The following is a 24,538-nucleotide window of genomic DNA, read 5'->3' on the forward strand; positions in this document are numbered from 1 at the left end:
AATAGTATGGAAGAATCAAGAGGTTTTTATTCTAATACATGGTAACTACCTTGCGCGTTTTTAAATGGGCGGGGATTAAATCGTGGCTTAACAGGTCGTCATAAGTTTCTCGGCGAACAATCAGCTCCGCCTTTCCCCCACCAACTAAAACCATGGCCGGTCGGGGTAAACGGTTATAATTCATCGCCATGGAATAGTTGTAAGCTCCGGTATTGCTAACCAATAAAAGGTCTCCCGGCTTAATTTCCGCCAATTCAATATCCCAAATCAACATATCCCCTGACTCACAGCACTTACCGGCAATTGAAACTAACTTGACCGGCTGGTCGTTAGCTTTATTTGCCACTATTGCTTCGTACTTAGCCTGATATAATGCCGGTCGGGGATTGTCACCCATCCCACCGTCCACCGCAACATAGGTTCTAATTCCCGGGATATCTTTAATTGCCCCAATCGTGTATAACGTACTTCCCGCGGGACCGGCAATTGAACGTCCCGGCTCTACTATCACCTTTGGTACTTTAAGTCCGAGTTTTTGGCACTGACTTTCTAAAGTTGTAAAAATAGTCTCCGCCATTGCCGCCACCGTAGGAGGGTTATCACCTTCAGCATAGTAAATACCAAGACCGCCGCCTAAATCCAATTCTTCCGTCATAAAACCGGTAGCTTTAAATACTTCAGCCATAAAGGCGGTCATGACTTCTACCGTGTGAGCAAAAGACTCAAGTTCAAAGATTTGCGAGCCTATATGACAGTGAAAACCTTTTAATTCAATTCCGTCCAGTTCCAAGGCCCTTTGGGCCGCATCCATTGCCTGACCGGTTTCAATGGGAAAACCAAATTTACTGTCAATTTGCCCGGTTTTAATATACTCATGGGTATGGGCCTCAATCCCGGGACTAACCCTTAATAATATTGGTTGCCGTACTTTATAGCTTTTTGCAATGTCATTTAAAAGATACAGTTCGTAAAGATTATCCACCACAAAGCGGCCTACTCCGGCTTCAACTCCAAGCCTGATTTCCTCAGGGCTTTTGTTGTTGCCATGGAAATACACCTTGTGCAAAGGAAAGTCTGCTTTTATAGCAGTATAAAGTTCGCCACCGGACACCACATCAAGCCCCAAACCCTCTTCTTCAACTAAACGGCAAATTGCAGTAGTTAAAAGGGTTTTTCCCGCATAAATCGCCAGTGACCCGGGGTGTTTTTGGGTGAAGTTTTGGTAGTATTCCCGGCAGTTTTTTCGAAATTCTTCCTCATCTAAAATATAAAGTGGAGTACCGAACTCCCGGGCCAAATCTACCGTATCGACACCGCCTATTTCTAAATGACCTTTTTCATTTACCCTCATCGTACCGGTAAAACGCATGCCATCTCTCCCCCTTATAAATAATAAAATATTGCGGGCCCTTGGTATTTCCCCAAAGACCCGCAATTGGCATGCGGCAATAGCGAGGAAATACCTCAGCTCCCAGCAAGGTAGCGCTCCACCCGCTAAAACGGGTGACAGTCCTATACCTGTTCGGCATAGGCCCAACCCCTTACGTCCGCTACCGTAAGGGATTTCGGCGAAGGCCCCTTTCACCGGGCAGCATTAACCTGCGGGGTTTTTGCCCGGTTACTCTTGACCATCCGCACCTCTACCTCACCTCAAAGAGATGAGGTATTAGCGTATTAAGTTTTAATTGCCCTTTACTTTTAATAACTATAACATTAAACTTCTAAGTTCGTCAACCTATCCCCGCTAATTTTTTGTTATTCATCTGACTGTAACGGCCGCAGCGGTCATTTAAATAACCCACTACCTCGTAATCTTCATATATTTTAACCACTTCACAAAAGTTAGGACAGTTTTGGCATTCAAAATTCTCGGTTTTTAATTCGGCATCTTTCACGTTAAAGCCCTTGAACCTGGTTTTATAAGGCTGTTTTTCCCGCTCAAAAGCTGCAATTAACGCTGCTCCTAAAGCTCCCATTACCTCAAAATAGGGCGGCACAATTACTTCGGTACAAAGCGCCCGCCTAAACGCTTCTCGCATGGCAATGTTGGCCGCCACACCGCCCTGAAAAACAATTTTATCGTAAAGCTTTTTGCCCTTAGCTAAATTGTTTAAATAGTTTCTTACCAGAGCATCGCAAAGGCCCGCGAGAATATCTTCAATACTTAAGCCCAATTGTTGCTTGTGAATCATATCGGACTCGGCAAATACCGCACACCGCCCGGCTATCCGCACCGGATTCTGGGCTTTTAACGCTATTTCTCCAAATTTTTCAATAGGAATGTTAAGCCTTTGCGCCTGCTGGTCCAAAAACGAACCGGTACCGGCCGCACACACGGTATTCATCGCAAAATCGGTTACTACACCATCTTTTAAGAGAATAAGCTTGGAATCCTGTCCACCAATTTCTAAGATGGTTCGTACTCCGGGTACCAAATAGTTAGCAGCCACCGCATGGGCAGTTATTTCGTTTTTCACGGTATCTGCTCCTAACACCAACGCTGCCAACTGCCGGCCGCTTCCGGTTGTCCCCACCCCTAATATTTCTTCTTCTTTGATTCGGTCGTAAATTTTTCTTAAACCTTCTTTTAAGGCAACAAGAGGCCGGCCGTTCGTTCTCAAATAAATTGCTTCCAGAATTTCCTTTTCTTCATTAATCACCACTAAATTGGTACTTACCGAACCTACATCAATTCCCAGAAATACGCCTTTTTTCATGATTTCCTCCTTTCTGGCGAAAACTTAAAAGGTCACAAAAAGCTTCCAACCGGGTGATAAGCCCGGCCTCACCGGTATGTTCATCAACCACCAAAGATAAGACCGGGATATCCTCGACTTCGCTTACCGCCGGCAGAACTGCTTGAGCAACAATTTCCGGCATACAGGTAAAAGGTAAGAGCTGAATTACCCCATCGAATCCCTGTTTTTTTAAGTATTTAACTCCGCCTACCGTTTCCTGCCCGTGTCCCCCCACAAAATGGCAAAGAAAGGGCGGTGCTTCCTTCACAATTTCTTTATGCCGGCTATAGTTTTTAAAAAGTCCCAGAAAAAGGTGGTCGTTCACCCATTCACTTAAATAAATGGTGCGTTGCACTTCCACTCCCAGGTTGCCAAGATATCGTTCGATATTAAAGTTGGTAAAGGGTTCTAAGAGGGTAAAAATCTCCCCAACCACTCCTATCTTTAACACCTTGCGGGCCAAATCCATGGGTATCCTTGCCAAAGCCACGACTGCTTGATTTACCGCTTCTTCGATTTCCTTTTCCTCTCGAGCCCGATTTAAATTTTGCAAAAACTCCTGCCACACCCGGTCAGTTGCCCCCTTGGTAATTTCCCGGGCTCTAAAAAAGGCTACTTTTTTTTCAATTTCATCGGCAGCTTTTATTTTTAAAAATCCTTTTTTAACCGCCCTTATAACCTGAAAAATTGGTTTATTATCGGTAATTTTTTTTAGTTTAGCGATAAACTCCATAATGTTTCTTTCGGGTGGTTCTAACACTAAAAGGTCATAATTAATCCCCAAATCCTTTAATATTTCCTGCTCCACATATGCGTAATAACCAAAGCGGCAGGGGCCAGTTCCTCCTGCCATGAGGATTGTATCGGCACCCAGTTCATACGCCTCAATAAAATTCCCGAGGTTAAGCTTTAAAGGCAGGCAGGCAAATTCCGGTCCGTACTTAGTACCCAGAGTTAAGGTTTTTTTGGTAATGGGCGGAGGTAGGACCACTTCTACCCCCAGTTCTTCTAACATTGCTTTTACCCCTATAGCCATATTACCCATGTGCGGGTAGGTAACTTTCACCGGCAAAACTCCTTTCCACCGTCATATCCCAAAAAGCTTCAAGACGGGTTACAAGTCCCGCCTCACCGGTGTGTTCGTCAATGGTAAGGTTTAAAAAAGGTAAGGAAAATTTTCTTCTCAAATACCGGCCCGTAAGTTCGGTTATTATTGAATCAGGTCCGCAGCCAAAAGAATTTAAACTTATTATCCCTTTTAACGGGTAATTTTCAGCGAGATAAATACTGCCACCAAAGTTTTTAATCGCAAAACTCCAAAAGGGTTTTTTGGGTAGAATCCCAGCTTTTTTTACCGCTTCCGCAAAGGGAACGTTATCAGGAGTTAAAACTTCTCCTCCAAACCGGCGAATTTTTTTTATTAAATCCATACTGGCATGACGGTCATTAATATTGTAGGCATGACCCACCACCGCAAAAAGCGGTTTCTTTAAGTCCGGCACATAATTTTGCTTCCCATCAATTAAATCCAGCGGTTGATATCCAAGGTACTTTTTTTGCAAATAAGCTTTTTGATTTTTCCAGGCTGCATAAATCGCTCGCATTATTTTCATACCGTTTGGCGTAATTTTTTTCCCAAGAACATAAACCCCCCGGTAAAAATCTTCTCCCTTTCGATAGGCCGTTAAGTCATGGGAAAGAACATTTTGGGCTTTTAAGCGAAAGATAATCATTTCGGGCAATCCCAAAAATTTCGGGCAGATGTAAGTACGCCGGTATTCACTAACATAGCGGGGTATAAAGAGATAATCTACCCGGTCTTTTAAAAACCGCGCATGGCCGAAAAAAACTTTAACCGGCAAACAGGCATCATCTACCGCCGCTTCTACCCCCAAGTTAAGGGTCTCCTTATCGGTAGGTTTTGAGGTTACAACATCTACTCCCAACTCTTGGAAAAAAGTTTCCCAAAAGGGATAATAATCGTAAAAATATAAACCTCGCGGAATACCTATTTTCATCTAACCACCCCATCTTTAAGAGCATTTCCAGGGAAAAAAATTTTTATACCTACCCCTTGGGTTTAAAGATAAGGGCAATTATATAACCGGCAATAATCGCCACCGAAATACCCGTGGCGGTATTTGCTATTCCGCCCCCCAAAAGCCCTAATATCCCTTTTTGTTTAAATCCTTCTATTGCTCCCTGCGTCAGTAAATGCCCAAAACCAGTTAATGGTAAAGTTGCCCCGGTACCGGCAAGTTCTACTAATTTTTCGTAAACTCCAAAACCGGAAATAAGTGCACCGGCAGTTACAAAGCTAACCAAAACATGGGCAGGAGTCACCCGAAAGCTTGTGAGATCCATCATTAACTGGCCAATCACGCAAATTACTCCTCCAACCAGAAAACTTAATAGAAAATCCATCTTCATCCCCCTCAGTAACATTCAAAGGATACTGCATGAGCAATTACCGGTATGGACATTCCCTGCTGGGATGTAACTTGAGAAAGTAAAGCACCCGTACCTATACCCAAAAATTTATGAATCTTTCCCTGACTTAACTCGTTAAAAACGTAGCCAGCGGTAACTAAAGCCGAACAAGCTGTACCGCTACCTCCGGCATTTACCTGCTGATCCGGTCGATAAATCATGATTCCGCAATCGGTAAGCCTTTGACCAAAGTTGATATTACGTTCCTGTAAAAGTTTAACCAGGATTTGCCATCCAAACCGGGCTAAATCTCCGGTTGCCATTAAATCATAATAATCGTAAGACAAACCCGTTTCTTTAAAGTGGGCAAGTAAAGTGTCAAAAGCTGCAGGAGCCATAGCCCCACCCATGTCCGAAGGATCAAACATACCGTAATCCAACGCTTTGCCCACCGTAACCCGGGGAATTTTAATTTTGCCTTCTCCTTCCCCCAAAACCACCGCGGCCGCACCGGTAACCGTCCACTGGGATGTAGGCGTTTTCTGAACCCCCTGTTCTGTAGGATTACGGTACTGCCGTTCAACGGTGGCGTAATGACTGGAAACACCCACCAGTACTTTTTTGGCAAAACCACCGGCTATTAACATAGCCCCCAGGATTAGTCCTTCGTAAAAAGTAGCACAAGCATTATATAATCCAAAAAATGGAATCCCCAAACTTTTTGCAACAAAATTAGCCGAAATAATTTGGTTTAATAAGTCCCCGGCCAAAAAAAAGTCCACTTCTTCCTTTTTAACAGAAGCTTTTTGTAAAGCCATTTCGACTACTTCCAAAAACATTTTTTGCTCCGCTTTCTCCCAGGTATCCTCATAATAATAAAGGTTGTTAATAATCTTATCAAAATAGGTAGCCAGGGGGCCTTCCCCTTCTTTTGGTCCAGCTATAGTTGCATAACCCAATACTACCGGCGGATTAGCAAATTCCCGGGTTTGCCTCATAATTTTCCCAGCCCCCTTAAAATAATTGCCACAATAAGAGAGCTAAGTACCCCGTAAATAATAACCGGACCGGCTACGGTAAATAGTTTCGCCCCAACACCGAGAACCAAGCCTTCCTGTTTATGTTCCAAAGCCGGCGATACCATGGAGTTCGCAAAGCCGGTAATGGGAACGATTAAGCCGGCACCAAAAATCCGCACCAAATCATCATAAATCCCGGTACCCGTTAAAATTGCCGAGATTAAGATAAACACCACACTTACAACGGTGTAACCGTCTTTTTCCGATATGCCGTAGCCTCTTAAAAAATGAAACAAAACTTCTCCTAAAAGACAAACAAAGCCCCCCATTAAAAAAGCCAATAAGCAGTTTTTTAGTACCGGCGGCTTAGGTTTAATTTTTTCTACAGTTTTTTGATACTCATTTTTATCAATAGCCATCACATTTTCACCTCAAAATATAATTTTCCCCTTAAAAAATAAAAAAATAACGGAGGAAAACCTCCGTTATTCCACATAAGCAACTTTTACATTGGCCTTATATTCTACTACCCGTCCGCCTTCCACATTAGCGGTAAAATTTAAAATTTCTACTCCGGTTACCGTCCCCAGGGACCGCGATGCTTCATTTACTGCGGTTTGTACCGCATCCTTCCAGCCGGTTGGTGATTCTCCCACTAATTCGGCTACTTTTACATGCATTGCTGATTCCTCCTTAAAAAATTTTTTTCCATTTATTAAAATGAACCCTGGACCGGCTATTTATTAAGGTAATATTTTATTGTTTTGTTATTTTTTGTATTTTAGGGAAATAAATTTAACTCTCGTTCAGGTACCGTTTTAATTTTAAGAGGGCCTGTCTTTCAAGCCTTGAAACCTGTACCTGGGAAATTCCGAGAGTTCTGGCAATCTCCATTTGGGTTTTTTCTTTAAAAAAGCGGTTAATTAAAATATACCGCTCCCGCGGTTCTAACTTGCTTAGCACTTCTTTTATTGAGATATTTTCTAAAAGGGTTTGTTCTTCATCACCCTCCTGCTTAATCTGATCTAACAGGTATATCGGGTCTCCATCATCCTGATGAACCGTTTCAAAAAGTGAAGCCAAGCTCTGTCCCGCTTCTAATGCTTCAACAATCGCCTCCCGCGAGTAACCAAGAGTTTCTTCCAGTTCGGCAATTGTAGGTTCCCGGCCTAACTTTACGGTAAGCGCTTCTTTTTCTTTTAAAATCTTTACCCCCAGTTCTTTGGTAGAACGACTAATCCGGATAGCCTGGTCATCTCTAAGAAAACGACGAATTTCCCCCACAATCATGGGAACCGCATACGTGGAAAACTTCACCTGTTGTTTTAAATCAAATTTATCAATGGCTTTAATTAGCCCAATCGTCCCAATTTGAAACAGATCTTCAACTTCGTAGCCTCGGTGTAAAAAACGTTCCACCACTTTAAAGACCAATTTTAAATTACAATTGATAAGTTTTTCCCGGGCAGCCACATCTCCCTTTTGGGCTTTTTCTATTAATTCTTTTATTTCCTGTTCACCGAGCCTTGGGAAGCGGGGTAAATTCATAGAAGAAAAACGAAAGTTCACACGGTTCTGTTATCTTTTAAAATTCTTTTAAATAAAATCACTTTTGTCCCCCGCTCCATAGGCACGATTTCCACCCGATCCATTAAACTCTGCATAAAGAGAAAGCCCAAACCCGGATGCTCATCCTCCGGGTCCAATACCATTTTTTCCCTGATTTTTTCCCGTTCAATACCTTTGCCAAAATCTATTACTTCAATATACATCCCCTCCTCGGTAAAATAACCATTAACCTTTATTTCTCCTGGATTATTACCGTAGCCGTGAACGATGCTATTGGTAACCGCCTCGGATACCGCAACTTTAATATCGTCCAAGTCGGGAAGGGTTAAATCCTTCTGGGCAGCAAAAGCCGCCACCACAATCCGTACCAAACCGATATTTTCTTTTAAGGCGGGAATCGTCAGGTTAAAATAATTATGCTTCATAAGCTTTTTCCTCCCAAACTTCCTCTTCCCGGGAAATTCCTTTCATAATCCGGAAAAAACCGGAAAGTTCTAAGATCTTTTTAATCTTTTCATTGGTTGAAGCTAAATATACCCTGCCCCCAAGACTTCTTATTTTTTTAAACCGTCCCAGGATCACCCCAAGTCCGGAGCTATCGATAAAGTCAACGTTCTTTAAATTAAAGACAATATCTTTTACCGGGTAATTTTCAATTATTTCATCAACTTCCCGGCGCAGCCGGTCTGCCTCCTTTAAATCTACCTCTCCGGTTATCCGAACAAATAACACCTTATTTTTAACTTCCTTTTCCACTTCCAAAAAAATCCCCCCAAAAATGTGTTTCAAAACAATAATTCTATATAAATCCAGATTTTTCCTGCAAGAAGTTTTAAAAAAATAAGTAGCAAAAAGCTACTCAAAAGTTAAAAGGCTTTTTAAAAATCGCCCGATGGCAAAATCGAGTCGAGCTTTTAAACAATCCTCTAAAGACTTAAGGGGAGCTCTGCCGATTATCTTTGTCCCATCATAAATAACAACCTCACCCATTACCTGACCGTTCTTTACCGGAGCCGTAATTTTTTCCGGAAGTTTTAATTCATAACGGGGATTTATTTTTTTCCCTTTTTCTTCAACTAACAGTACCGGCGCTCCGGGGCCAACCAGTATTTGTTCCTTTTCTCCCTTTACCACTTTAACTTTAACAGAAAACTTTTCAGCTAATATCGGGTACGCCTTAAAATTGGCATAACCGTAGTTGTAAAGCTTTATCGATTCGGTAAAGTGGCCTTTTTTGACCGGGCAACCCAAAACCACGGCAATTAAACGAAGATCGTCACGACTTGCCGTAGAAGCCAAACAATAACCCGCCTCTTCCGTCCAGCCGGTTTTTCCGGCGTCTACCCCGCGGTAGTACCAGAGCAGTTTATTGGTATTAAAGCGGCGGGTTTCACCACCCCTTAACGTAAACTCTTTAATCTGGCTAAGTTCCAAAAAGAGCGGATGCTTAATCGCTTCTCTTAATAAAATAGCCAGGTCATAGCAGGTGCTGTAATGGTTAGGATCATCAAAACCGTAGCTGTTAACAAAATGGGTATTGGTCATGCCGAGCTCTTCCGCTTTTTTGTTCATTTCTTCCACGAAAGCCTGTTCGTTCCCCGCCACCGTTTCGGCGACCGCGACACAGGCATCGTTGGCCGAAGCAACTGCCACGGCCATTAAGAGGTCTTTAAAGGAAAACTCTTCCCCGGCATACATGTAAAGCTGGGACCCACCCATGGACGCAGCTTCTTCGCTAACCTTTACTATATCCTCCAGGTTGACTTTCCCTTTTTCAACCGCTTCAATGGCTAAAAGCAACGTCATTAATTTTGTCACACTGGCAATGGGCAGTTTTTTATGAATTTCTTTTTCGTATAAAATTTTACCGGTATAAGGTTCCATTAAAATTGCCGCCCTGGCGTTAATTTCCAGAGGAGCTGCTAAAGCGTTAGTAGTAAGTCCAAGGCCTAACACCAGTAAAAGGTAAATTATAAGCCTTTTGGGCATAAAAATTCCCCCCTCTTGTCCCTATTTCACCAATAGTATATTTGAGGGAGGAAAGGTTTATGCACTTTTCTTTTATTTTCTTATTTCGCCCCAAAAACTTTGACCTATTCCCGGTTCCAAACCAAAAATCTCTTCTAAAGTTGCCGCTACATCGGCAAAGGTTTCCCGGGTACCCAGGTTTACATCTTCTTTAATACTGTGACCATAAACTAAAAGCGGTACATACTCACGGGAATGGTCGGTACTGGGAGTTGTAGGGTCACAGCCGTGGTCGGCGGTAATTATCAATAAATCATCTTCTCTTAGTTTTTCCATAATCTTGGGAAGATAGGAATCAAATTGTTTTAAAGCTTCATAATAACCTTCGGCATTATTTCTATGCCCGTACACCATATCAAAATCTACCAGGTTGGTAAATAATAGACCCGTAAAATCTTTATATAGAAGGTTAACGGTTTTTACAAGGCCATCTTCGTTATTTTTGGTAGATTCATGCCAGGTAAGTCCCCGTCCGGCAAAAATGTCGTAAATCTTGCCTACTCCCAGGACCTCATACCCCTGCTCCACTAATTTATCTAAGACGGTTTTCCCCGTTGGCTCCAAAGAATAATCGTGGCGGTTGGCGGTTCTTTTAAAGTTTCCGGGAGTGCCTGTAAACGGCCGGGCAATCACTCGCCCCACCGCATGCTCGCCGGTAAGAAGTCCGCGGGCAATCTTACACATTTTGTATAATTCTTCCAGGGGTATAACTTCTTCATGGGCGGCTATCTGGAAGACACTGTCCGCCGACGTATAAACAATAGGATAGCCGGTCCGCATATGTTCCTCGCCCAATTCTTCAATAATAGCAGTACCGGAAGCGGGTTTATTACCTAATGTTTTCCGGCCAATGGCCTCTTCAAAGCGCTTGATTAAATCTTCCGGAAACCCGTTAGGATATACCGGAAAAGGCTTTTCCAAGATCAGTCCGCAAATCTCCCAATGGCCGGTAGTGGTATCTTTGCCGGGAGACTTTTCTCCCATTTTACCGTATGCCCCAAGAGCTTTAATATCACCTTTTAGTCCCAAAATAGGATGGATTTTACCAAGTCCAAGTTTTTCTAAGTTTGGAAGCTCAAACCCCCCCACCTTTTTTGCGGTATTGGCAAGGGTATTGCTGCCTTCATCACCGTAAAGGTGGGCATCGGGTAGTTCTCCAATGCCAACGCTGTCCAAAACTATTAACACTACTCTTTTCACCTTAATACCTCCTAAGCTCGTGGATGTGCTTTACGAAATACCTCTCGCAGTTTTCTCGTAGTTAAGTGGGTATAAATTTGCGTCGTTTCTATAAAACTGTGACCAAGGAGTTCCTGAACAATTCTTAAATCCGCACCGTTTTCCAGGAGATGAGTGGCAAAAGAATGGCGGATTAAATGGGGGGTCAAGTTTTTTACTATTCCAGCTTTTTGCCCGTATCTTTTTAGCATTTTCCAGAATCCCTGACGGGTAAAACCACTGCCCTTCCGGGTAATAAAAAGCTTTAAAGAGTTGCTTTTCCGCTTAGCTCTCAGGGCTAAATACTGGTTTAAGTAGTGGGCTGCTACTTCTCCAAAGGGAACAATCCGCATCTTTGCTCCTTTACCCAAGATTTTAACATATCTCTCGTCCAAATATAAGTTAGGTAGTTCAAGATTCACTAACTCCGACACCCTAAGCCCGGTGGCATAAAGCAGTTCTAACATTGCCCGGTCTCTCACCCCTTCCCAGGTAGAAAGGTCGGGGGCTTTTAGAAGCAAATCAATTTCTTCGTAACTTAAGATTTCCGGTAATTTTAACCCAAGTTTAGGCCCGTCCACATCCAAAGCAGGATTTTCCCCGACAATCTTTTCCCGAAGTAAATATTTATAAAAACTTCGGATTGCAGCAAGATTTCTCGCTACACTTGCCGGTTTTAGCTTCCGGGCTAAATCCTGCAAATAAAGTTTAATATCCTTAGAAGTTGCGTCAATGATACTGATATTTCGTTTTTCCAAAAAAGAAACAAACTTCTCTAAATCCCGGCGGTAAGACAGGAGAGTGTTTAGAGAAAAGCCCTTTTCTAACAATAAATAATCGATAAAAAGGTCAAGCATCAAACCACCTTACTTTAAAAAGTAAAAAATTATTTTGGGAGATAAATAAGCTTCTATCGCCGCCGCTCCGTAAGCCGCAGCCGCAGCAAAAACCATTAAAACCACGTAACCGGCAAAAGTAAAGCCCAATTTTTTCTCTCTGCTAAAGTAAACCTTAAAAAGTTTTATGGCAAAAACTACCGTTCCTGAAGCCGCCAGCAATAAAGAAGGCAGATAAACAATGTTCTGGGGTAACAGGGCGGCCAGAGCCAAAAATACCCCTTTACCGGAATTCTGGGAAGCTAAAACCGCACCGGTAAAACCAAGCATAACTCCCCGGCTAAACACCACCGCAAAAGCCACCGGAAATCCAATTACCGAAAGCCCTAAAAGAAAAAGCAAAAGGTAAATGGAAAAAAGTTGACCGCTGGTGTAAGTAAAGACCGTTTCCGGATTATAACTTTGTCGTACGGTGTTCAGTAATTTAGCTGCCTCCTGCACCACTATTTCTTTTTCCTGCCTATCTAAAAGAATCGCTTCCCGGGCCCCCCACCCTACACCACAGAGAAAAAAAATAAACATCCCAAGATAAAGTAAAAAATATTTTTTTTGCGGCCAGGTGCTCAAAAACTCGTTTTCCCGCATTTTTTCACCCCATACCTTTTGAACAAGAGCTTAATAATAGGTATGAGGTAAAAAGCTTATCTATACCTTGCTAAGGCCAGGCGGTAGTAATAAAAAGCCCCTTCAACGTCTTCAATACTGCGCCCACTGGCTGCCACCAGGGCAACCCGTCCATGGTGATCTAAAGCATTTTTTATCCGGGCAAGACCTTTTTCCACCACCTCTTTGGTATTGCTTTTTACCGTTCGCGCTACAGTTACCGTAAAAACTTCGGGAGCACCGGCAGTAACCGCAGCATCAAAAGCAACCCCGCCGGAATCGGTTACCGCCACCACCACTTTTCCGTAAAAATCGGTTAGTTTAACCGTTTCTTTTCCTATATTAGGAACTACTTTTATTACCTGGCCACCAGCGGCATTAATCCCATCCACCACCGGCTGGATGCGCCTTTGCCTTTCTATCTCATCCCCCACCCGGGGTTCGGCGATAATGATAATACCGGTATCTGCTTTTACCGCCTGGATTCCGGCCTTTTTCCCGATTCCATAAGGATTTAGGGGTACCGGCGCCCGAAAGTTGGCAGGACTTGCTCCAAAGACAGCCGCAGCTCCTTCCTCTAAAACCCCCTCCAGAGTTGTGGACATATCGATAACGTCCACCACCGCTACCGCCATTCCCGCTTGACCACACCAGGCAGCCATACTGGCGTCGGAAGTAACCAGTAACTTAGCCATTTTTTTCAACCCTCTTTTGCATTTCTACCGCAAGAACCCCTCCAGCAGCGGCCGTTAAAAAGAACTCCCGGTCGCTGGTAAAATCCCTACCCATGGTAGATAGATTCTCCACCTCTTCAAGTAGAAGCTTATTTAAAAATTCTTCGGGAAAATAATGAACTTGCACCCTTTGGGAGAATGCTTTGGTCTGCTCTAAAAGGCGCTCTTTTTTCTTATAATCTTTTAACTCCGGTAGAGCCAGAAAAAAATCAACAAGGGCAATTTCGTTTATGACAGTGAGTGAATGGTGGCTTAAGCCAAAATGCCTTTCCCGGGGATCGGCAAAGGAGACCCTGGGTACCATGATAGGGCAACCTCCCAGGATTTTTACCGCATTTAGATACTCCCCTTGAGCCAGGGCGGTAGAACCCCATTTTGTACCGGTACCCACATTGCCCGGTCCCATGGCAATTACTGCTACATCGGCTTTTAGCGCTACTTTTGCCAAAATCAAGGCCGAATAAACGTTAACCGCCTCGATATCGCCGCCAAAGGCGTGGCCAAAGGTAATGGTTCCACAAATTAAACCCTTTTTCCTTAAATTTTTTACCGTTTTACTAAAAGCAATGGGCAGTGCCCCCTGGTCGCTCATAAGATAAGCAACTCTTAAATTCTTATTTTGGGAGTTAATCCCGGCAATTACCGGTAATAACTGGCTATGCAAACTGCAAACCACCACCGGCATTCCCTTTAAACTTTGGAAATTTTGGACAGCAGCGTGATAGGGACTGCCTTCCTCTTCCGCCGCCAGGCACTTTAACTGCAGCGGAGTATACCGAAGTTTAATAATATGCCCCGGTCCTTTCAGGCTTTGCCTGGGCCGGCTAAAATTGGCCACTACAAAATGAAAGCCGCCGGTTCCAAGTTTTAAGGTAACTGCCGTGGTGTTTAACAAAAGGCGGTCTCCTACCCGAACTTTTCCGGTAAGGTTAAGATAACATACGGCTTTTTCTAAACTTCCTTCCACATCCACCAATAATTCCTGAGTTTCTTCATCTTCAGCCAAAATCTCTATGGCCTTGCCTTCTTTAAGTTCAATCATCTTAAGCCTCCGTCCGTTCATCAATTCACCAATATTATAAACTTATTTAGGATAAAGAACAAATTGACAAAAAAAGAGGAGATTAACTCCCCCCTTACTCTTCATAAATTAACCCGCCATCACTGCAATAGGCCAAACACCGCCGGCAGTTCCAGCAGCGGTCGTATTTTATAAAAATTTTTATTTCTTTTTGATCAAAATTTAAGGCCCCGGGAACACAGGATGATACCGCCCGGCAATTGGTTAAATGAGCACATTTCCGGCAGAGTTCATTTTTCACTTTAACTGGCATTTTCCTAACCCCCGACTTCTTTTACAACTTCTAAAAAAGCCTCCACAACTTGCGGGTCAAACTGTTTGCCCTTTTGTTTTATAATTTCGGCGATAGCTTCCTCTTTTGTTAGTGCCTTGCGGTAAGAACGGTCGGACGTCATCGCCTCAAAAGCATCGGCCACCGCCAGCACTCTTGCTTCCAAAGGTATTTCTTCCCCTTTAAGCCTTGCCGGATAGCCAGTTCCATCATACCATTCGTGGTGGTGGTAAATGATTTCAATAATATCCTGCATTTGCTCAATGGGTTTAATTATTTCCACACCAATTCCCGGATGGTTTTGGATTTCTCGATATTCTTCGGGCAATAGTTTACCGGGCTTATTTAATATTTTTTCAGAAATCCCGATTTTGCCAATATCATGCAAAAGTGCAGCTTTCCTGAGTTTTTCCAGGCGCTCCAGCGAAAAGCCCAACTTTTTCCCAATTTTTTCGGCAATAGCAGTAACCCGCAGGGAATGGCCGGCAGTATAAGAGTCCTTGGCTTCAATGGCCATTACTAAAGCCTGAGTAATACTAAAGCAAAGCTCTTTGGATTGTTCATAAAGACGAACAATTGACATTTGTGACGCCAAATAACCGCAAAATATCGTTAAGTAATCGAGGTTTTTAAACTCCCCGTTACCGTATAAATTTAAAAACCCAATCCTTTGCTCTTTTCCGGCTAAACAAACAGTATAAACTTTCTGGTAGTTTTTCTCAAAAGTTAATTTAGTAAAACTTTCACCGGTAATAATCGCCTCACAATTTTCAGCAGAAATAAGCGAAGAAAGAATTTCCGCAGGGAGGACCCACGGAAGATCTTTTTTTTCGATACCAAATACCGCTATGGGGTGAAGGTTTTTCCGCCTTTCATCCAAAACCCAGACTATCCCCGCCAAAGCACCACTAATGTTTACCGCCATTTTTAATCCAAAATCAGCAAGCTCTTTTAAATCCTGTATTTGGGCAATCTTCTGGGTTTTAGCTGTCAAATCCCGAAGTTTAGAAATTTCCTCAAGATATAACTTTTTTAACCGGTAATTTTCCCAGTATACCACCGCCACCCCAATAACCATGACAAAAAGAAAACCAGCTTTAAACAAGAAATCAAACCACTTAACTTCAGGGTCTAAGTAGCAAACGATAAAATACATAGCAGTACTAACGGTGGCAGTTAATAAGCCAAACTGCGGACCATAATAAAAGGTGTGAATAGCCACCAGCAGCACATAACCAAAATAAAATAAACTATGACCGAGACCGGTGTAATAAATTAGTGCTGTTAACAGCAAACAATCCAGCCAAAAAGAAACTTTATAACCAAAATCTCTTTTTTCTGGTTTTTTTAACAAATATGCATACAAAACAATAGAATAAATAACAGCAATTAGAAAAATAAGAAAAGCTTTTTTATTAATTGGCTCCGAGTTAAAAAGAAAAAAAAGCAAAGCTCCTACCAGGGCAAGAAAGCGCAAACGGTGAAAATCACCGATTATTTGGTCCACCATAAAATACACTCCAGCTACCTTTTAATTAACTGTTTCGACATGATTTGCCCGTTTTCCTGCATCCTCGTATCCCCGCCAAAAAGCTTTTTCGTTTAAGGGATAAACACCTTTTGGTCCAAATATTTCTTTTAAAACCCCTGATATAGTTTCAGTCTTTACTATCGAAGTTAATGCTATTAATGCTCCCAGAAGATAAATATTTACCGCTTTCATGCTCCCCAGTTCCAAACATGCCTGGTTTGCCGGCAAAAAAACCTGCTTTACCGGACCGGAAAGTTCAACATCCACTAAATCGGAGTTAACTATCACAATACCTCCGGGTACTGTTCTGGGTAAAAACTTTAAATACGAAGGCTTATTAAACGCCACCAGCACTTCCGGTTCAAAAACCAGGGGACTTACCACTTCCCCTTCCTCTTCTATTACCACCGCACAGTTAGCAGTTCCTCCCCGCATTTCCGGACCATAAGCGGGAAGCCAGGATACTCCTTTATTTTCTAAAAAGGCAGCTTTAGCCAGGATTTCCCCCATTAACAGCACTCCCTGACCGCCAAAACCAGCCATTAAAAAATTTTTCCCCATCACTCCACCCCCTCTTGCGGGGTTTTATATTCCCCGAGCGGGTAGTACGCTATCATTTTTTCATCTACCCATTTTAAGGCCTCAACCGGAGAAACCCCCCAGTTAGTTGGGCAGGCTGACAATACTTCTATAATGGAAAAGCCTAAGTTAGCTCTCTGTACCTTAAAAGCTTTTCTTAAGGCTTTTTTGGCTTCTAAGATGCGCTTAGGGGTATTTAAAGCCACCCGGGCCGCATACGCTACACCATCTAAAACGCTTAACATCTCCACCATTTTTACCGGATAGCCCTGATGGGCAGGGTTTCGACCTTCGGGGGTGGTGGTAGTTTTTTGCCCGGTAAGGGTTGTAGGAGCCATTTGCCCTCCGGTCATCCCGTAAACGGCATTATTGATAAAAATTGCCGTAATTTTCTCCCCCCGGGCTGCGGCATGAACTATTTCCCCGGTACCAATCGCAGCCAGGTCCCCATCCCCCTGATAAGTAAACACCAGCCGGTCAGGCTTTACCCTTTTAACTCCAGTAGCCACCGCCGGAGCTCGCCCGTGGGCCGCTGCCACCCAGTCAATATCTATATAATCATAAATAAAAACACTGCAACCTACCGAACTTACCCCGATGGTTTCTTCGGGATTAAATTCCTCTAACACTTCCGCCAAAAGCCGGTGCATAATACCGTGATGGCATCCGGGACAGTAATGAAAATTTTTTTCGGTCAAAAGGGCCGGACGCTTAAACATTTATTCCACCTCCCGGGCCAGGGCTAATACTTTTTCCAAAACTTCTTTGCTTTCGGGTACCATACCTCCCGTTCTGCCAAAAAACTCTACGTCAATTCTTCCATTAACCGCCAGGCGCACATCTTCCACCATCTGTCCGCCGCTCATCTCCACCGTTAATATTTTTTTAGCTACTGGAATATTGGCCGCAGTAAAAGCTTTCCTGGGAAAGGGCCAGAGGGTAATAGGTCGAATCAAGCCAGCCTTAATTCCCCGCTCCCGTACTTTCAGCACCACACTTTTCGCAATGCGCGCCATCGTGCCAAAACTTACTAAGATAATTTGGGCATCTTCCACTAAAAAATTTTCATGTAATGGCTCACTTTCTTCAATTTGCCGGTATTTGGCAAATTGCTGTTCTAAATGCTTTTCATTTTCTTCCGGAACGATATAGAGGGAATTTATTATCCTTCTGGTCTTATCATCCCGCTCAATTTTCCCGGTAGCCGCCCAGGGTTTGGGCGGCGGGTTTATTTCCTTTAAAGGCGGCAGTTCTACCGGCTCCATTACCTGCCCCAAGATTCCATCTCCCAGAACCATCACCGGCATGCGGTATTTATCCGCTAAATCAAAGGCTTTCTCCATTAAAGTAAAAATTTCCGCCACATTGGCCGGTGCTAAAACAATAACCCGGTAATCCCCATGTCCCCCACCCTTTACAGCCTGGAAATAATCGGCCTGGGTAGGAGCAATATTGCCCAGCCCCGGACCTCCCCGCATAATATTGACGATAACCGCCGGAAGCTCGGCTCCCGCTAAATAGGAAATCCCCTCCTGCATTAAGCTAATCCCCGGTCCCGAAGAAGACGTCATCACCCTGGCTCCGGCGGCAGCCGCTCCATAAACCATGTTAATTGCCGCTACTTCACTTTCCGCCTGTAAAAACACCCCTCCCACTTCCGGTAGCCTTTGGGCTAAATAATGGGGTACCTCACTTTGGGGGGTAATGGGATAACCAAAAAAATAACGGCAACCGGCCCGGACCGCAGCTTCGGCAAACGCTTCATTCCCCTTCATCAACACTTTCATTTTTTGTTCACCTCCACCGTCAAAGCCGCATCGGGACAGACCAGGTAACAAAAACCGCATTCCCGGCAGTTTTCGGGATTTACCACTTCTACAGGGTTATAACCTAACAAATTAATCTCCCGGGAAACCCCCAGGACCTTGGCCGGACAAATATTAATACAAAGTCCGCAACTTTTACAGTACTCCTTAGAAACAACTACACCCAACTTGCTCCCCCCCTCTTTATCTTAAAAGAAAAAGCGGTCCCCATAACCGCTTTTTTAAAATTTTTGTACTTATTCGACTTTTTTGGCAGAAATCCTTCTTACCTTCCCAGTTCATCAAGGTAGCTTAATACCCGATTATTTTTAATAATTTCCGTCAGTGAATATTTTTCCGTAAAAAGGTGAAACAAAATCAAAAAAACCACAACTCCAACTTTTACTTTAAAAGAAAAAAGGAGCACTCCCGAATAACCTAAAATAAATCCAAGCACATTGGAACCGGCATCTCCCATCATTACCTTGGCCTTTAAATCCAAAGGTAGGTAAGCGGAAATAATCCCTAAAGCCAAAAAGAGGAAAGTCACCGCCGGGTAATTAAAGTAACTAATTCCAATGATGAGGCCAATTAAGATAAACACCTTCCCCGCTCTTCCCGGACGAAGATCAAAAAGGTTCATAAAATTAATCCCCAGGACTATCAGTAAAAAATCTACGATAAAATACCAAAAAGGCTCTTTTACCGTCAACATCAAAGCTAAGAAAGCACCACCAATTGCTTTTAAAGCTCCGGTAGTAAGTTCGTGCTCAAAAATTAACTTTTTAAAATGACCTTTTAGCCCTTTGGCCCTGGCATCGCCCAAAAAATCATCGATAATCCCTAAAAAAGTCATGGTCGAAACCCCTGAATAAAACAAAAACCAGTAACTTCCCCGGGAAAAAATTAAGATTAGCGGTGCCACCAAAAGCATCACTAACAAAAAAACCACTCCCCCCGATTGGGGAATTAACTCACCGCGAAAATTTTGCCTTAAATGTCCTGTCTTGATTAGCAAGTTTAAAACGGGAGATATTGTCAGGCGAGTTACAATGTAGGCAACCACAAAAAATAAAACTTTCGTAAAGATTGGTTACACCCCCTATTTACTCCCAACCTTTCGTCTGATAATTTCTTTTAAAATATCGGCAAATTGTCTACCGCGATGAATAAAACCCTTTAAATCCCTCCCGGTCTCCCGGTGGGTCATTGGCACCGCCACTTCAACAATCCGGTAACCTTTTTTAAGAGCATCCACCGTCATCCCAAACTCCAAAGCATAACCTTCCGCCAGAGGAAGTAATCCTAAAAAGCTTTCCCGGGTAAAAGCCCTTTGTCCCGATAATACCGCTTCCACCACCTGTCCCGTAAAACTTTTTAATCCCCACCGAGTTAACCTTTTTACCAGGCCAAAGCCCCCTTTTTTCCTCGGAGCACCAAAACGCGCAATAACCATATCGGCTTCGCCGGTAAAAAGTGGAGTTAAAAGTTTTTCCGCATAGACTGCCGAATTTCCTAAATCTCCATCTAACAATAAAACAAAATCGCCGGTAAACTCCCTGGCTCCCGCTTCAATAGCTTTCCCCTTGCCAACATTCTGGGAAAGTTTAATAACTTTAGCTCCTGCCAAAACCGCCTCATTATAGGTGTTATCCGTGGAGCCGTCATCAACAACAATAACTTCTTCTACACCGGAAATTTTAAACGAAGCTTTTACGGTTTCCCCGATTCTTCCTTCCTCATTATAAGCTGGAATGATTACCGAAACTTTTTTCCCCATATTTTCCCCCTTACTGCCCCATGGGCGGTATTAACCTTTTGGCAGTGCTTTTAATGCCGTAATCTCCCTTTACTCCCAGTAAACCATAAACTAAACTTAACTGTCCCGAAGGCAGGTCCAAATCATCTATTGTCGTAATTCTTTCCTTCTGGTAAAACTTAATATAGGACTTTTCAACGTTGCTGTACTCTCCCCCAATTACCACCGGTACAGTCTTTAAAAACTTAATAAGCGGAAGGTCAAGATAGTTCACCAAATCACTTTCATTTAGACCGCCACCGATAACCACCACACCATCTAAAGGCACTCCATATTTCCCGGTTATTTTTAAAGCATCGGTTTTGGCTAAAGTTAAAAGGGTCGAACCGTCTCCCGGAGTTAAAAGATTCTTCCCCACTTCCAGGGCAAATTTGGTGTAGAATTCTTTTTTATCCTTGGTTTGCCATTTCATCTGGCTTTTAATATAATCTATATCCGCAGGATTGGTAAGTTCCTCCGGTATAATTTCAGTAACACTGACAATTTCCGCTCCCGCCTTTTTTAAAACTTCTTTTACCTCATCGTTTAGGCCGTAATAGCCGGTTACAACAATCGCCACTTTTTTGCCGGTTAATTTGCCCTTAATCAGCACGGGTAAGGTTTCTTCCTGATATTGTTTTAAAACTTTATTGGTTACTTCCAACTCTTCATTTAGAGCTTCCAGCTCATCATTTTTTTTCTTAAGTTCGTCCAAGCGTTTTTCAATCCCCAGGGTAAGTTGCTTTTGCTGCTTTAAAATTGCTTCACCAATTCGGTTATCATATCCTAAGGAAGTTCCGATAAAAATTCCCAGGCCCAAAGCTAAAAATACCGCTATTAACGACGCAATGTGGTATTTAAAATCTATAATCATAACAAAATCGCCTCCAATACTATATTCCAAATAAAAGCTTGAGCTGAATTAACAAAACCCGGAATAAATTTCTGGTAACCGGCGACACAGCTAAAATAATTAAAACAGGAATTAAAGCCGCAACAATCAGGTGGAGTAAATATCTTGCTTTCAAGCGACTTTTGTACAGTTTATTAACCCCTTTGGCATCCACAAGTTTAGCGCCCACAAGTAAGCGCACCAAAAAAGTACTACCCATTCCTTTGCGCCCCTTCTCTAAAAAATCAAAAAGATTGGAATGGGTTCCCACCGCGACAATTAATTCCGCACCTTTTTCATACGCTAACAGCATGGCTATATCTTCCGATGTTCCCGGAGCTGGATAAATTTTAGCGTTAAGTCCTAAATCCCGAAGTCGTTTTAAACCCGGCGCTTCACCGTTCGGATAAGCATGGACGATAATTTCTGCCCCGCATTTTAACGTTTCATCGCTAACGCTATCCATATCTCCAATAATAATGTCCGGACAGTAACCCGCTTCCCTTAAAGCATCCGCCCCACCATCAACTCCAATTAAAACGGGTCTGACTTCATTTATATATATGCGGATAGCTTTTAAATCCTCCTGATAATTATGGCCCCGAACCACAATCAAGGCGTGCCTTCCCCGAAAATCAGTTTTTATCGGCGGAGGCGGATACTGTCCTAAAACAAGCCCCGTCTCCTTTTGGGCATAATGTAAGGTATTTTCGATAAAGGCCAACATGGTTTCTCCTAAATTTTCCTTGGTAGCTTCCATTTTAGCTTTGATTTTTTCTTCATTTAAAACCGTGCCTTCGCCCAAAAACTCGTCATTTCTATAAATTTTCCCATCCCTAATAATTAAAAAATCGCCTTCGTTTAAAATCTCAAAAAGTTTTTGGGGAGCCTCATCAATAAGGATAATCCCATTTTGCACAAGTAAAAGCGGCCCAATGTTGGGGTATTTACCGCTAATGGATTGAGCGCAGTTAATAACTGCCTTTACCTTCTTTTCAATGAGGCCACGGGCCGCTACCTCATCAATATCCTGGTGGTCAATAACGGCTATTTGACCCGGTTTTAAGCGTTTTACTAAATTTTTCGTTTTTTTGTCTAAAAGGGCTACGCCCTTGATTTCCATTTGTTGCCACCCCAAGATACTTTTTTCCTTCCTATTATAGCACAGTAAAAAACGCCAGGAAACCTGGCGCTTACCGTAAAACTTATTATTAACTAACCTTGGCTTCTAAACGCAAACGGTCGGCAATTATAGCAATAAACTCGGAATTAGTAGGTTTACCCCGTTCGACATCAATAGTATAACCAAAATACTTGTTAATTAACTCAATATTCCCTCGATCCCAGGCCAGTTCAATGGCATGGCGGGTGGCCCTCTCTACACGGCTGGGAGTGGTATGATACTTTTGAGCAATCATGGGATATAACTCCTTGGTTATTGCCCCTAAAAGATTCACTTCTTTCGTAACCATTAAAATGGCGTCCCTTAAATAATGATAACCCTTAATATGGGCCGGTACACCCATTTCATGGATGATATTGGTTACCAATAACTCCAGATTTTTTGTTTTGGGTAATTGGGACGAAAGAACGGAAGTTGTATTGGAAGCAGTTATTGGTTTGCTGGCAACCGTACCCTGCGCTAACTGTCTTATGCGCGCAGCTAAAACCGAAAAATCAAAAGGTTTTAAAATATAATAATCAGCACCTAACTCCACCGCTTTTTGCGTTATTGATTCCTGGCCAAAAGCGGTGAGCAAAATTACTTTAGGTCTATCTTCAAATTCGGTAAGTTTTTCCAGCACGCCGATCCCGTCCAAATGGGGCATAATAATATCAAGAACTACAATATCAGGTTTTTGCTGGGCAATTACCTCTAACCCATCAACGCCATTATGGGCTATTCCAGCAAGGAAAAAATCTTCCTGCTGGTTTATAAATTCTTTTAAAAGCTCACAAAACTCCCGGTTGTCATCAATGATGACAATTCTAATTGGATCCACTTCCCCCGCCTCCTAATAATTTCCTTTTTATTGCCTAAAATACATTTCGACGGTATAAATCTTTTTCCTGCTATTGACAAAATATTTTTTTCCGAAAAATAGCGACAGTATTTTACAAAAGAAAAAGTAGAGTTAAGCACCCAGAAGTTATTACTATTATACACTTCTTTTAACATGTTTTCTATAAGAATACCATAACCTTTGCTGCTATCACTTAAAAACACGTGGGTCACTACCCCTATAAACTTGCCTTCTTTAATTATCGGCGAACCGCTCATTCCCTGGACAATCCCGCCGGTTAGGCTTAACAGCCGGGGATCTTTTATCCTTAAGATTAAGTTTCGACCATCTTTTTGATACGGTCTCACTTTTTCGACATAAACGGTAAATTTCTCTATTTTTTCTCCCTTTACAACCGTATAAATTTCCGCAGGCCCAGGTTTGACTTCCTCCTTAAAAGCAATCGGCACCGGTTTTGGAAAATAAGGATTTATTATTTCCTGGCTTGCTTTGCCAAAGATCCCGAATCGGTTATTTAAATACACGGTGCCTACAATGTTTTTATGGATAAATTTTCCAATTTTTTCCCCCGGCTGTCCTCTTCGGCTGGGATAAATTGCTTGAATTTTGGCCTCGACAATTTTTCCCTGCTGTACCGGAAAAACTTTGCCGGTATCCGGATCAATAATAGTATGGCCTAGAGCCCCAAAGGTTTTGTCCTGCGGGTTATAGTAAGACAGGGTCCCCAGTCCTGCAATATTGTCACGAATAAATACGCCAATGCGCCAGCGTTTTTCCTCATCACTATATACCGGATTTATTTCCCGCTTAAACGTTTCTTTTCCCCGTTTAATAGTTAAAGTAATTTTTTGTCCCCCCAGATGATTAATTAAATTTTTTAATTCAAATTCATGATTAACCGGAAGGTCGTTAACCTTAAAAATTAGGTCCCCTTCTTTGAGCTTTGCTTCCCGGGCTGGATTTATTTCGCCATCTTTGGTTTTTACGTCGGAAAAACCAACCACCATAACGCCAGGGGTTTTAAGATAAACCCCTATACTTTGCCCTCCGGGTACAAGATATTTTATGGGAATCTTTTTTTCGGAATTTTCTTTAATGGTGATTAAGCCCAATAATTTTACTTCAAGACAATTTTCTTTAGCTTTTGCCAGATTTGGTTGTTCCGGAAGGCTACTTAATTGTACACAGGTGCTTAAAACTCCTAACAGCAAAATAAAGACAATTACCAGCCATTTATCACGATATTTTTCTTTTATCAATGGATATCACCCCATTTCATCGAGTTTTTTTGTTAATTTTATTTTTTCTCTTGTTTTCGTCGT

The 24,538-nt window shown here is 42.6% G+C and carries 29 protein-coding genes and 1 riboswitch; all 29 genes read right to left on the bottom strand.

The features are described 5' to 3' along the window. Positions 1-31: 31 nt before the first annotated feature. The 29 genes from lysA to spoIVB all read right to left on the bottom strand — a co-directional run bounded on the left by lysA (position 32) and on the right by spoIVB (position 24,475). The gene (gene lysA / locus CHY_RS09070; RefSeq protein WP_041537737.1) at positions 32-1,369 is read right to left on the bottom strand and encodes a diaminopimelate decarboxylase; all 1,338 of its coding nucleotides are present in this window, start codon (positions 1,367-1,369) and stop codon (positions 32-34) included. 103 nt (positions 1,370-1,472) lie between these two features. After that, a riboswitch (Lysine riboswitch) is annotated at positions 1,473-1,651 on the bottom strand. A 79-nt stretch (positions 1,652-1,730) separates the two neighbouring features. Continuing rightward, positions 1,731-2,717, bottom strand: a complete 987-nt coding sequence (locus CHY_RS09075) for an acyl-CoA dehydratase activase (RefSeq protein WP_011344844.1) — start codon at positions 2,715-2,717, stop codon at positions 1,731-1,733. After that, entirely contained in the window at positions 2,689-3,804 is a 1,116-nt protein-coding gene (locus CHY_RS09080) for a hypothetical protein (protein ID WP_011344845.1), read from the bottom strand. The genes CHY_RS09075 and CHY_RS09080 overlap by 29 nt, the downstream gene beginning before the upstream one ends. Then, positions 3,776-4,756 carry an acyl-CoA dehydratase activase-related protein gene (locus CHY_RS09085; RefSeq protein ID WP_011344846.1) on the bottom strand — a complete coding sequence of 327 codons (981 nt, stop codon included), beginning with the start codon at positions 4,754-4,756 and terminating at the stop codon, positions 3,776-3,778. Before CHY_RS09085 ends, CHY_RS09080 begins: the two co-directional genes overlap by 29 nt. A gap of 49 nt (positions 4,757-4,805) precedes the next feature. Then, entirely contained in the window at positions 4,806-5,162 is a 357-nt protein-coding gene (spoVAE, locus tag CHY_RS09090; protein ID WP_011344847.1) for a stage V sporulation protein AE, read from the bottom strand. 11 nt (positions 5,163-5,173) lie between these two features. After that, positions 5,174-6,166 carry a stage V sporulation protein AD gene (gene spoVAD / locus CHY_RS09095; protein ID WP_011344848.1) on the bottom strand — a complete coding sequence of 331 codons (993 nt, stop codon included), beginning with the start codon at positions 6,164-6,166 and terminating at the stop codon, positions 5,174-5,176. Continuing rightward, entirely contained in the window at positions 6,163-6,606 is a 444-nt protein-coding gene (gene spoVAC / locus CHY_RS09100) for a stage V sporulation protein AC (RefSeq protein ID WP_011344849.1), read from the bottom strand. Before spoVAC ends, spoVAD begins: the two co-directional genes overlap by 4 nt. 66 nt (positions 6,607-6,672) lie before the next feature. After that, positions 6,673-6,867: a dodecin family protein gene (locus CHY_RS09105; protein WP_011344850.1), complete on the bottom strand. Its 195-nt coding sequence runs from the start codon at positions 6,865-6,867 to the stop codon at positions 6,673-6,675. Positions 6,868-6,982: 115 nt separating this feature from the next. Beyond that, entirely contained in the window at positions 6,983-7,735 is a 753-nt protein-coding gene (sigF, locus tag CHY_RS09110; RefSeq protein WP_041537738.1) for an RNA polymerase sporulation sigma factor SigF, read from the bottom strand. A 17-nt stretch (positions 7,736-7,752) separates the two neighbouring features. Continuing rightward, entirely contained in the window at positions 7,753-8,181 is a 429-nt protein-coding gene (spoIIAB, locus tag CHY_RS09115; protein ID WP_011344852.1) for an ATP-binding protein, read from the bottom strand. Further along, positions 8,171-8,512: an anti-sigma F factor antagonist gene (gene spoIIAA / locus CHY_RS09120; RefSeq protein ID WP_011344853.1), complete on the bottom strand. Its 342-nt coding sequence runs from the start codon at positions 8,510-8,512 to the stop codon at positions 8,171-8,173. The genes spoIIAB and spoIIAA overlap by 11 nt, the downstream gene beginning before the upstream one ends. A 99-nt stretch (positions 8,513-8,611) precedes the next feature. Continuing rightward, complete coding sequence (locus CHY_RS09125; RefSeq protein ID WP_011344854.1) at positions 8,612-9,745, bottom strand: D-alanyl-D-alanine carboxypeptidase family protein; 1,134 nt, start codon at positions 9,743-9,745, stop codon at positions 8,612-8,614. Between the two features lie 72 nt (positions 9,746-9,817). Further along, on the bottom strand, positions 9,818-10,984 hold the full coding sequence (locus CHY_RS09130) for a phosphopentomutase (RefSeq protein ID WP_011344855.1): 1,167 nt from the start codon (positions 10,982-10,984) through the stop codon (positions 9,818-9,820). Positions 10,985-10,995: 11 nt separating this feature from the next. Continuing rightward, on the bottom strand, positions 10,996-11,859 hold the full coding sequence (gene xerD, locus CHY_RS09135; RefSeq protein WP_011344856.1) for a site-specific tyrosine recombinase XerD: 864 nt from the start codon (positions 11,857-11,859) through the stop codon (positions 10,996-10,998). 9 nt (positions 11,860-11,868) lie between these two features. Continuing rightward, positions 11,869-12,483 (bottom strand): stage II sporulation protein M, encoded by a 615-nt coding sequence (spoIIM, locus tag CHY_RS09140; protein ID WP_011344857.1) that lies wholly within the window; start codon positions 12,481-12,483, stop codon positions 11,869-11,871. 56 nt (positions 12,484-12,539) lie between these two features. Then, entirely contained in the window at positions 12,540-13,196 is a 657-nt protein-coding gene (locus CHY_RS09145; RefSeq protein ID WP_011344858.1) for a hypothetical protein, read from the bottom strand. Further along, positions 13,189-14,277, bottom strand: coding sequence for a DUF3866 family protein (locus tag CHY_RS09150; RefSeq protein WP_011344859.1), 1,089 nt, complete (start codon positions 14,275-14,277; stop codon positions 13,189-13,191). The genes CHY_RS09145 and CHY_RS09150 overlap by 8 nt, the downstream gene beginning before the upstream one ends. Before the next feature lie 94 nt (positions 14,278-14,371). Continuing rightward, the gene (locus tag CHY_RS09155; protein ID WP_011344860.1) at positions 14,372-14,569 is read right to left on the bottom strand and encodes a hypothetical protein; all 198 of its coding nucleotides are present in this window, start codon (positions 14,567-14,569) and stop codon (positions 14,372-14,374) included. A 4-nt stretch (positions 14,570-14,573) separates the two neighbouring features. Continuing rightward, positions 14,574-16,097 carry an HD-GYP domain-containing protein gene (locus tag CHY_RS12830; protein ID WP_011344861.1) on the bottom strand — a complete coding sequence of 508 codons (1,524 nt, stop codon included), beginning with the start codon at positions 16,095-16,097 and terminating at the stop codon, positions 14,574-14,576. Between the two features lie 21 nt (positions 16,098-16,118). Further along, positions 16,119-16,679, bottom strand: coding sequence for a 2-oxoacid:acceptor oxidoreductase family protein (locus CHY_RS09165; protein ID WP_011344862.1), 561 nt, complete (start codon positions 16,677-16,679; stop codon positions 16,119-16,121). Next, positions 16,679-17,416, bottom strand: a complete 738-nt coding sequence (locus CHY_RS13310) for a thiamine pyrophosphate-dependent enzyme (RefSeq protein ID WP_011344863.1) — start codon at positions 17,414-17,416, stop codon at positions 16,679-16,681. The genes CHY_RS09165 and CHY_RS13310 overlap by 1 nt, the downstream gene beginning before the upstream one ends. Further along, complete coding sequence (locus tag CHY_RS13315; RefSeq protein ID WP_011344864.1) at positions 17,417-18,484, bottom strand: 3-methyl-2-oxobutanoate dehydrogenase subunit VorB; 1,068 nt, start codon at positions 18,482-18,484, stop codon at positions 17,417-17,419. Continuing rightward, positions 18,481-18,690 carry a 4Fe-4S dicluster domain-containing protein gene (locus CHY_RS09180; RefSeq protein ID WP_011344865.1) on the bottom strand — a complete coding sequence of 70 codons (210 nt, stop codon included), beginning with the start codon at positions 18,688-18,690 and terminating at the stop codon, positions 18,481-18,483. The genes CHY_RS13315 and CHY_RS09180 overlap by 4 nt, the downstream gene beginning before the upstream one ends. A 98-nt stretch (positions 18,691-18,788) precedes the next feature. Continuing rightward, positions 18,789-19,436, bottom strand: a complete 648-nt coding sequence (locus CHY_RS09185) for a UDP-N-acetylmuramyl pentapeptide phosphotransferase (protein WP_226986758.1) — start codon at positions 19,434-19,436, stop codon at positions 18,789-18,791. Positions 19,437-19,604: 168 nt separating this feature from the next. After that, positions 19,605-20,282, bottom strand: coding sequence for a glycosyltransferase family 2 protein (locus CHY_RS09190; protein WP_011344867.1), 678 nt, complete (start codon positions 20,280-20,282; stop codon positions 19,605-19,607). A 10-nt stretch (positions 20,283-20,292) separates the two neighbouring features. Further along, positions 20,293-21,174: a copper transporter gene (locus CHY_RS09195; RefSeq protein ID WP_011344868.1), complete on the bottom strand. Its 882-nt coding sequence runs from the start codon at positions 21,172-21,174 to the stop codon at positions 20,293-20,295. A gap of 19 nt (positions 21,175-21,193) precedes the next feature. Continuing rightward, the gene (steA, locus tag CHY_RS09200; protein ID WP_011344869.1) at positions 21,194-22,315 is read right to left on the bottom strand and encodes a putative cytokinetic ring protein SteA; all 1,122 of its coding nucleotides are present in this window, start codon (positions 22,313-22,315) and stop codon (positions 21,194-21,196) included. Positions 22,316-22,403: 88 nt separating this feature from the next. Continuing rightward, entirely contained in the window at positions 22,404-23,195 is a 792-nt protein-coding gene (gene spo0A, locus CHY_RS09205) for a sporulation transcription factor Spo0A (RefSeq protein WP_011344870.1), read from the bottom strand. Next, a complete protein-coding gene (gene spoIVB, locus CHY_RS09210; protein ID WP_011344871.1) occupies positions 23,138-24,475 on the bottom strand; it encodes a SpoIVB peptidase in 1,338 nt (445 codons plus the stop codon). The genes spo0A and spoIVB overlap by 58 nt, the downstream gene beginning before the upstream one ends. Positions 24,476-24,538 lie beyond the last annotated feature (63 nt).

The organism is Carboxydothermus hydrogenoformans Z-2901, from assembly GCF_000012865.1.
In the GTDB taxonomy this organism is placed as follows: domain Bacteria; phylum Bacillota; class Z-2901; order Carboxydothermales; family Carboxydothermaceae; genus Carboxydothermus; species Carboxydothermus hydrogenoformans.

Coding starts and splice junctions, on each gene's coding strand:
- CHY_RS09125 (WP_011344854.1), bottom strand. CDS start 9,745: ATGCCCAAAAGGCTTATAATTTACCTTTTACTGGTGTTAGGCCTTGGA.
- CHY_RS13310 (WP_011344863.1), bottom strand. CDS start 17,416: ATGTTTAAGCGTCCGGCCCTTTTGACCGAAAAAAATTTTCATTACTGT.
- xerD (WP_011344856.1), bottom strand. CDS start 11,859: ATGCTTGACCTTTTTATCGATTATTTATTGTTAGAAAAGGGCTTTTCT.
- CHY_RS09185 (WP_226986758.1), bottom strand. CDS start 19,436: ATGCTTTTGGTGGCACCGCTAATCTTAATTTTTTCCCGGGGAAGTTAC.
- sigF (WP_041537738.1), bottom strand. CDS start 7,735: ATGAATTTACCCCGCTTCCCAAGGCTCGGTGAACAGGAAATAAAAGAA.
- CHY_RS09085 (WP_011344846.1), bottom strand. CDS start 4,756: ATGAAAATAGGTATTCCGCGAGGTTTATATTTTTACGATTATTATCCC.
- CHY_RS09075 (WP_011344844.1), bottom strand. CDS start 2,717: ATGAAAAAAGGCGTATTTCTGGGAATTGATGTAGGTTCGGTAAGTACC.
- spoIIAB (WP_011344852.1), bottom strand. CDS start 8,181: ATGAAGCATAATTATTTTAACCTGACGATTCCCGCCTTAAAAGAAAAT.
- CHY_RS12830 (WP_011344861.1), bottom strand. CDS start 16,097: ATGGTGGACCAAATAATCGGTGATTTTCACCGTTTGCGCTTTCTTGCC.
- spoVAC (WP_011344849.1), bottom strand. CDS start 6,606: ATGGCTATTGATAAAAATGAGTATCAAAAAACTGTAGAAAAAATTAAA.
- spoIIM (WP_011344857.1), bottom strand. CDS start 12,483: ATGCGGGAAAACGAGTTTTTGAGCACCTGGCCGCAAAAAAAATATTTT.
- CHY_RS09145 (WP_011344858.1), bottom strand. CDS start 13,196: ATGGCTAAGTTACTGGTTACTTCCGACGCCAGTATGGCTGCCTGGTGT.
- CHY_RS09155 (WP_011344860.1), bottom strand. CDS start 14,569: ATGCCAGTTAAAGTGAAAAATGAACTCTGCCGGAAATGTGCTCATTTA.
- CHY_RS09165 (WP_011344862.1), bottom strand. CDS start 16,679: ATGGGGAAAAATTTTTTAATGGCTGGTTTTGGCGGTCAGGGAGTGCTG.
- CHY_RS09105 (WP_011344850.1), bottom strand. CDS start 6,867: ATGCATGTAAAAGTAGCCGAATTAGTGGGAGAATCACCAACCGGCTGG.
- CHY_RS09190 (WP_011344867.1), bottom strand. CDS start 20,282: ATGGGGAAAAAAGTTTCGGTAATCATTCCAGCTTATAATGAGGAAGGA.
- CHY_RS09150 (WP_011344859.1), bottom strand. CDS start 14,277: ATGATTGAACTTAAAGAAGGCAAGGCCATAGAGATTTTGGCTGAAGAT.
- lysA (WP_041537737.1), bottom strand. CDS start 1,369: ATGCGTTTTACCGGTACGATGAGGGTAAATGAAAAAGGTCATTTAGAA.
- steA (WP_011344869.1), bottom strand. CDS start 22,315: ATGGAAATCAAGGGCGTAGCCCTTTTAGACAAAAAAACGAAAAATTTA.
- CHY_RS13315 (WP_011344864.1), bottom strand. CDS start 18,484: ATGAAAGTGTTGATGAAGGGGAATGAAGCGTTTGCCGAAGCTGCGGTC.
- spoVAD (WP_011344848.1), bottom strand. CDS start 6,166: ATGAGGCAAACCCGGGAATTTGCTAATCCGCCGGTAGTATTGGGTTAT.
- spoVAE (WP_011344847.1), bottom strand. CDS start 5,162: ATGGATTTTCTATTAAGTTTTCTGGTTGGAGGAGTAATTTGCGTGATT.
- CHY_RS09195 (WP_011344868.1), bottom strand. CDS start 21,174: ATGATTATAGATTTTAAATACCACATTGCGTCGTTAATAGCGGTATTT.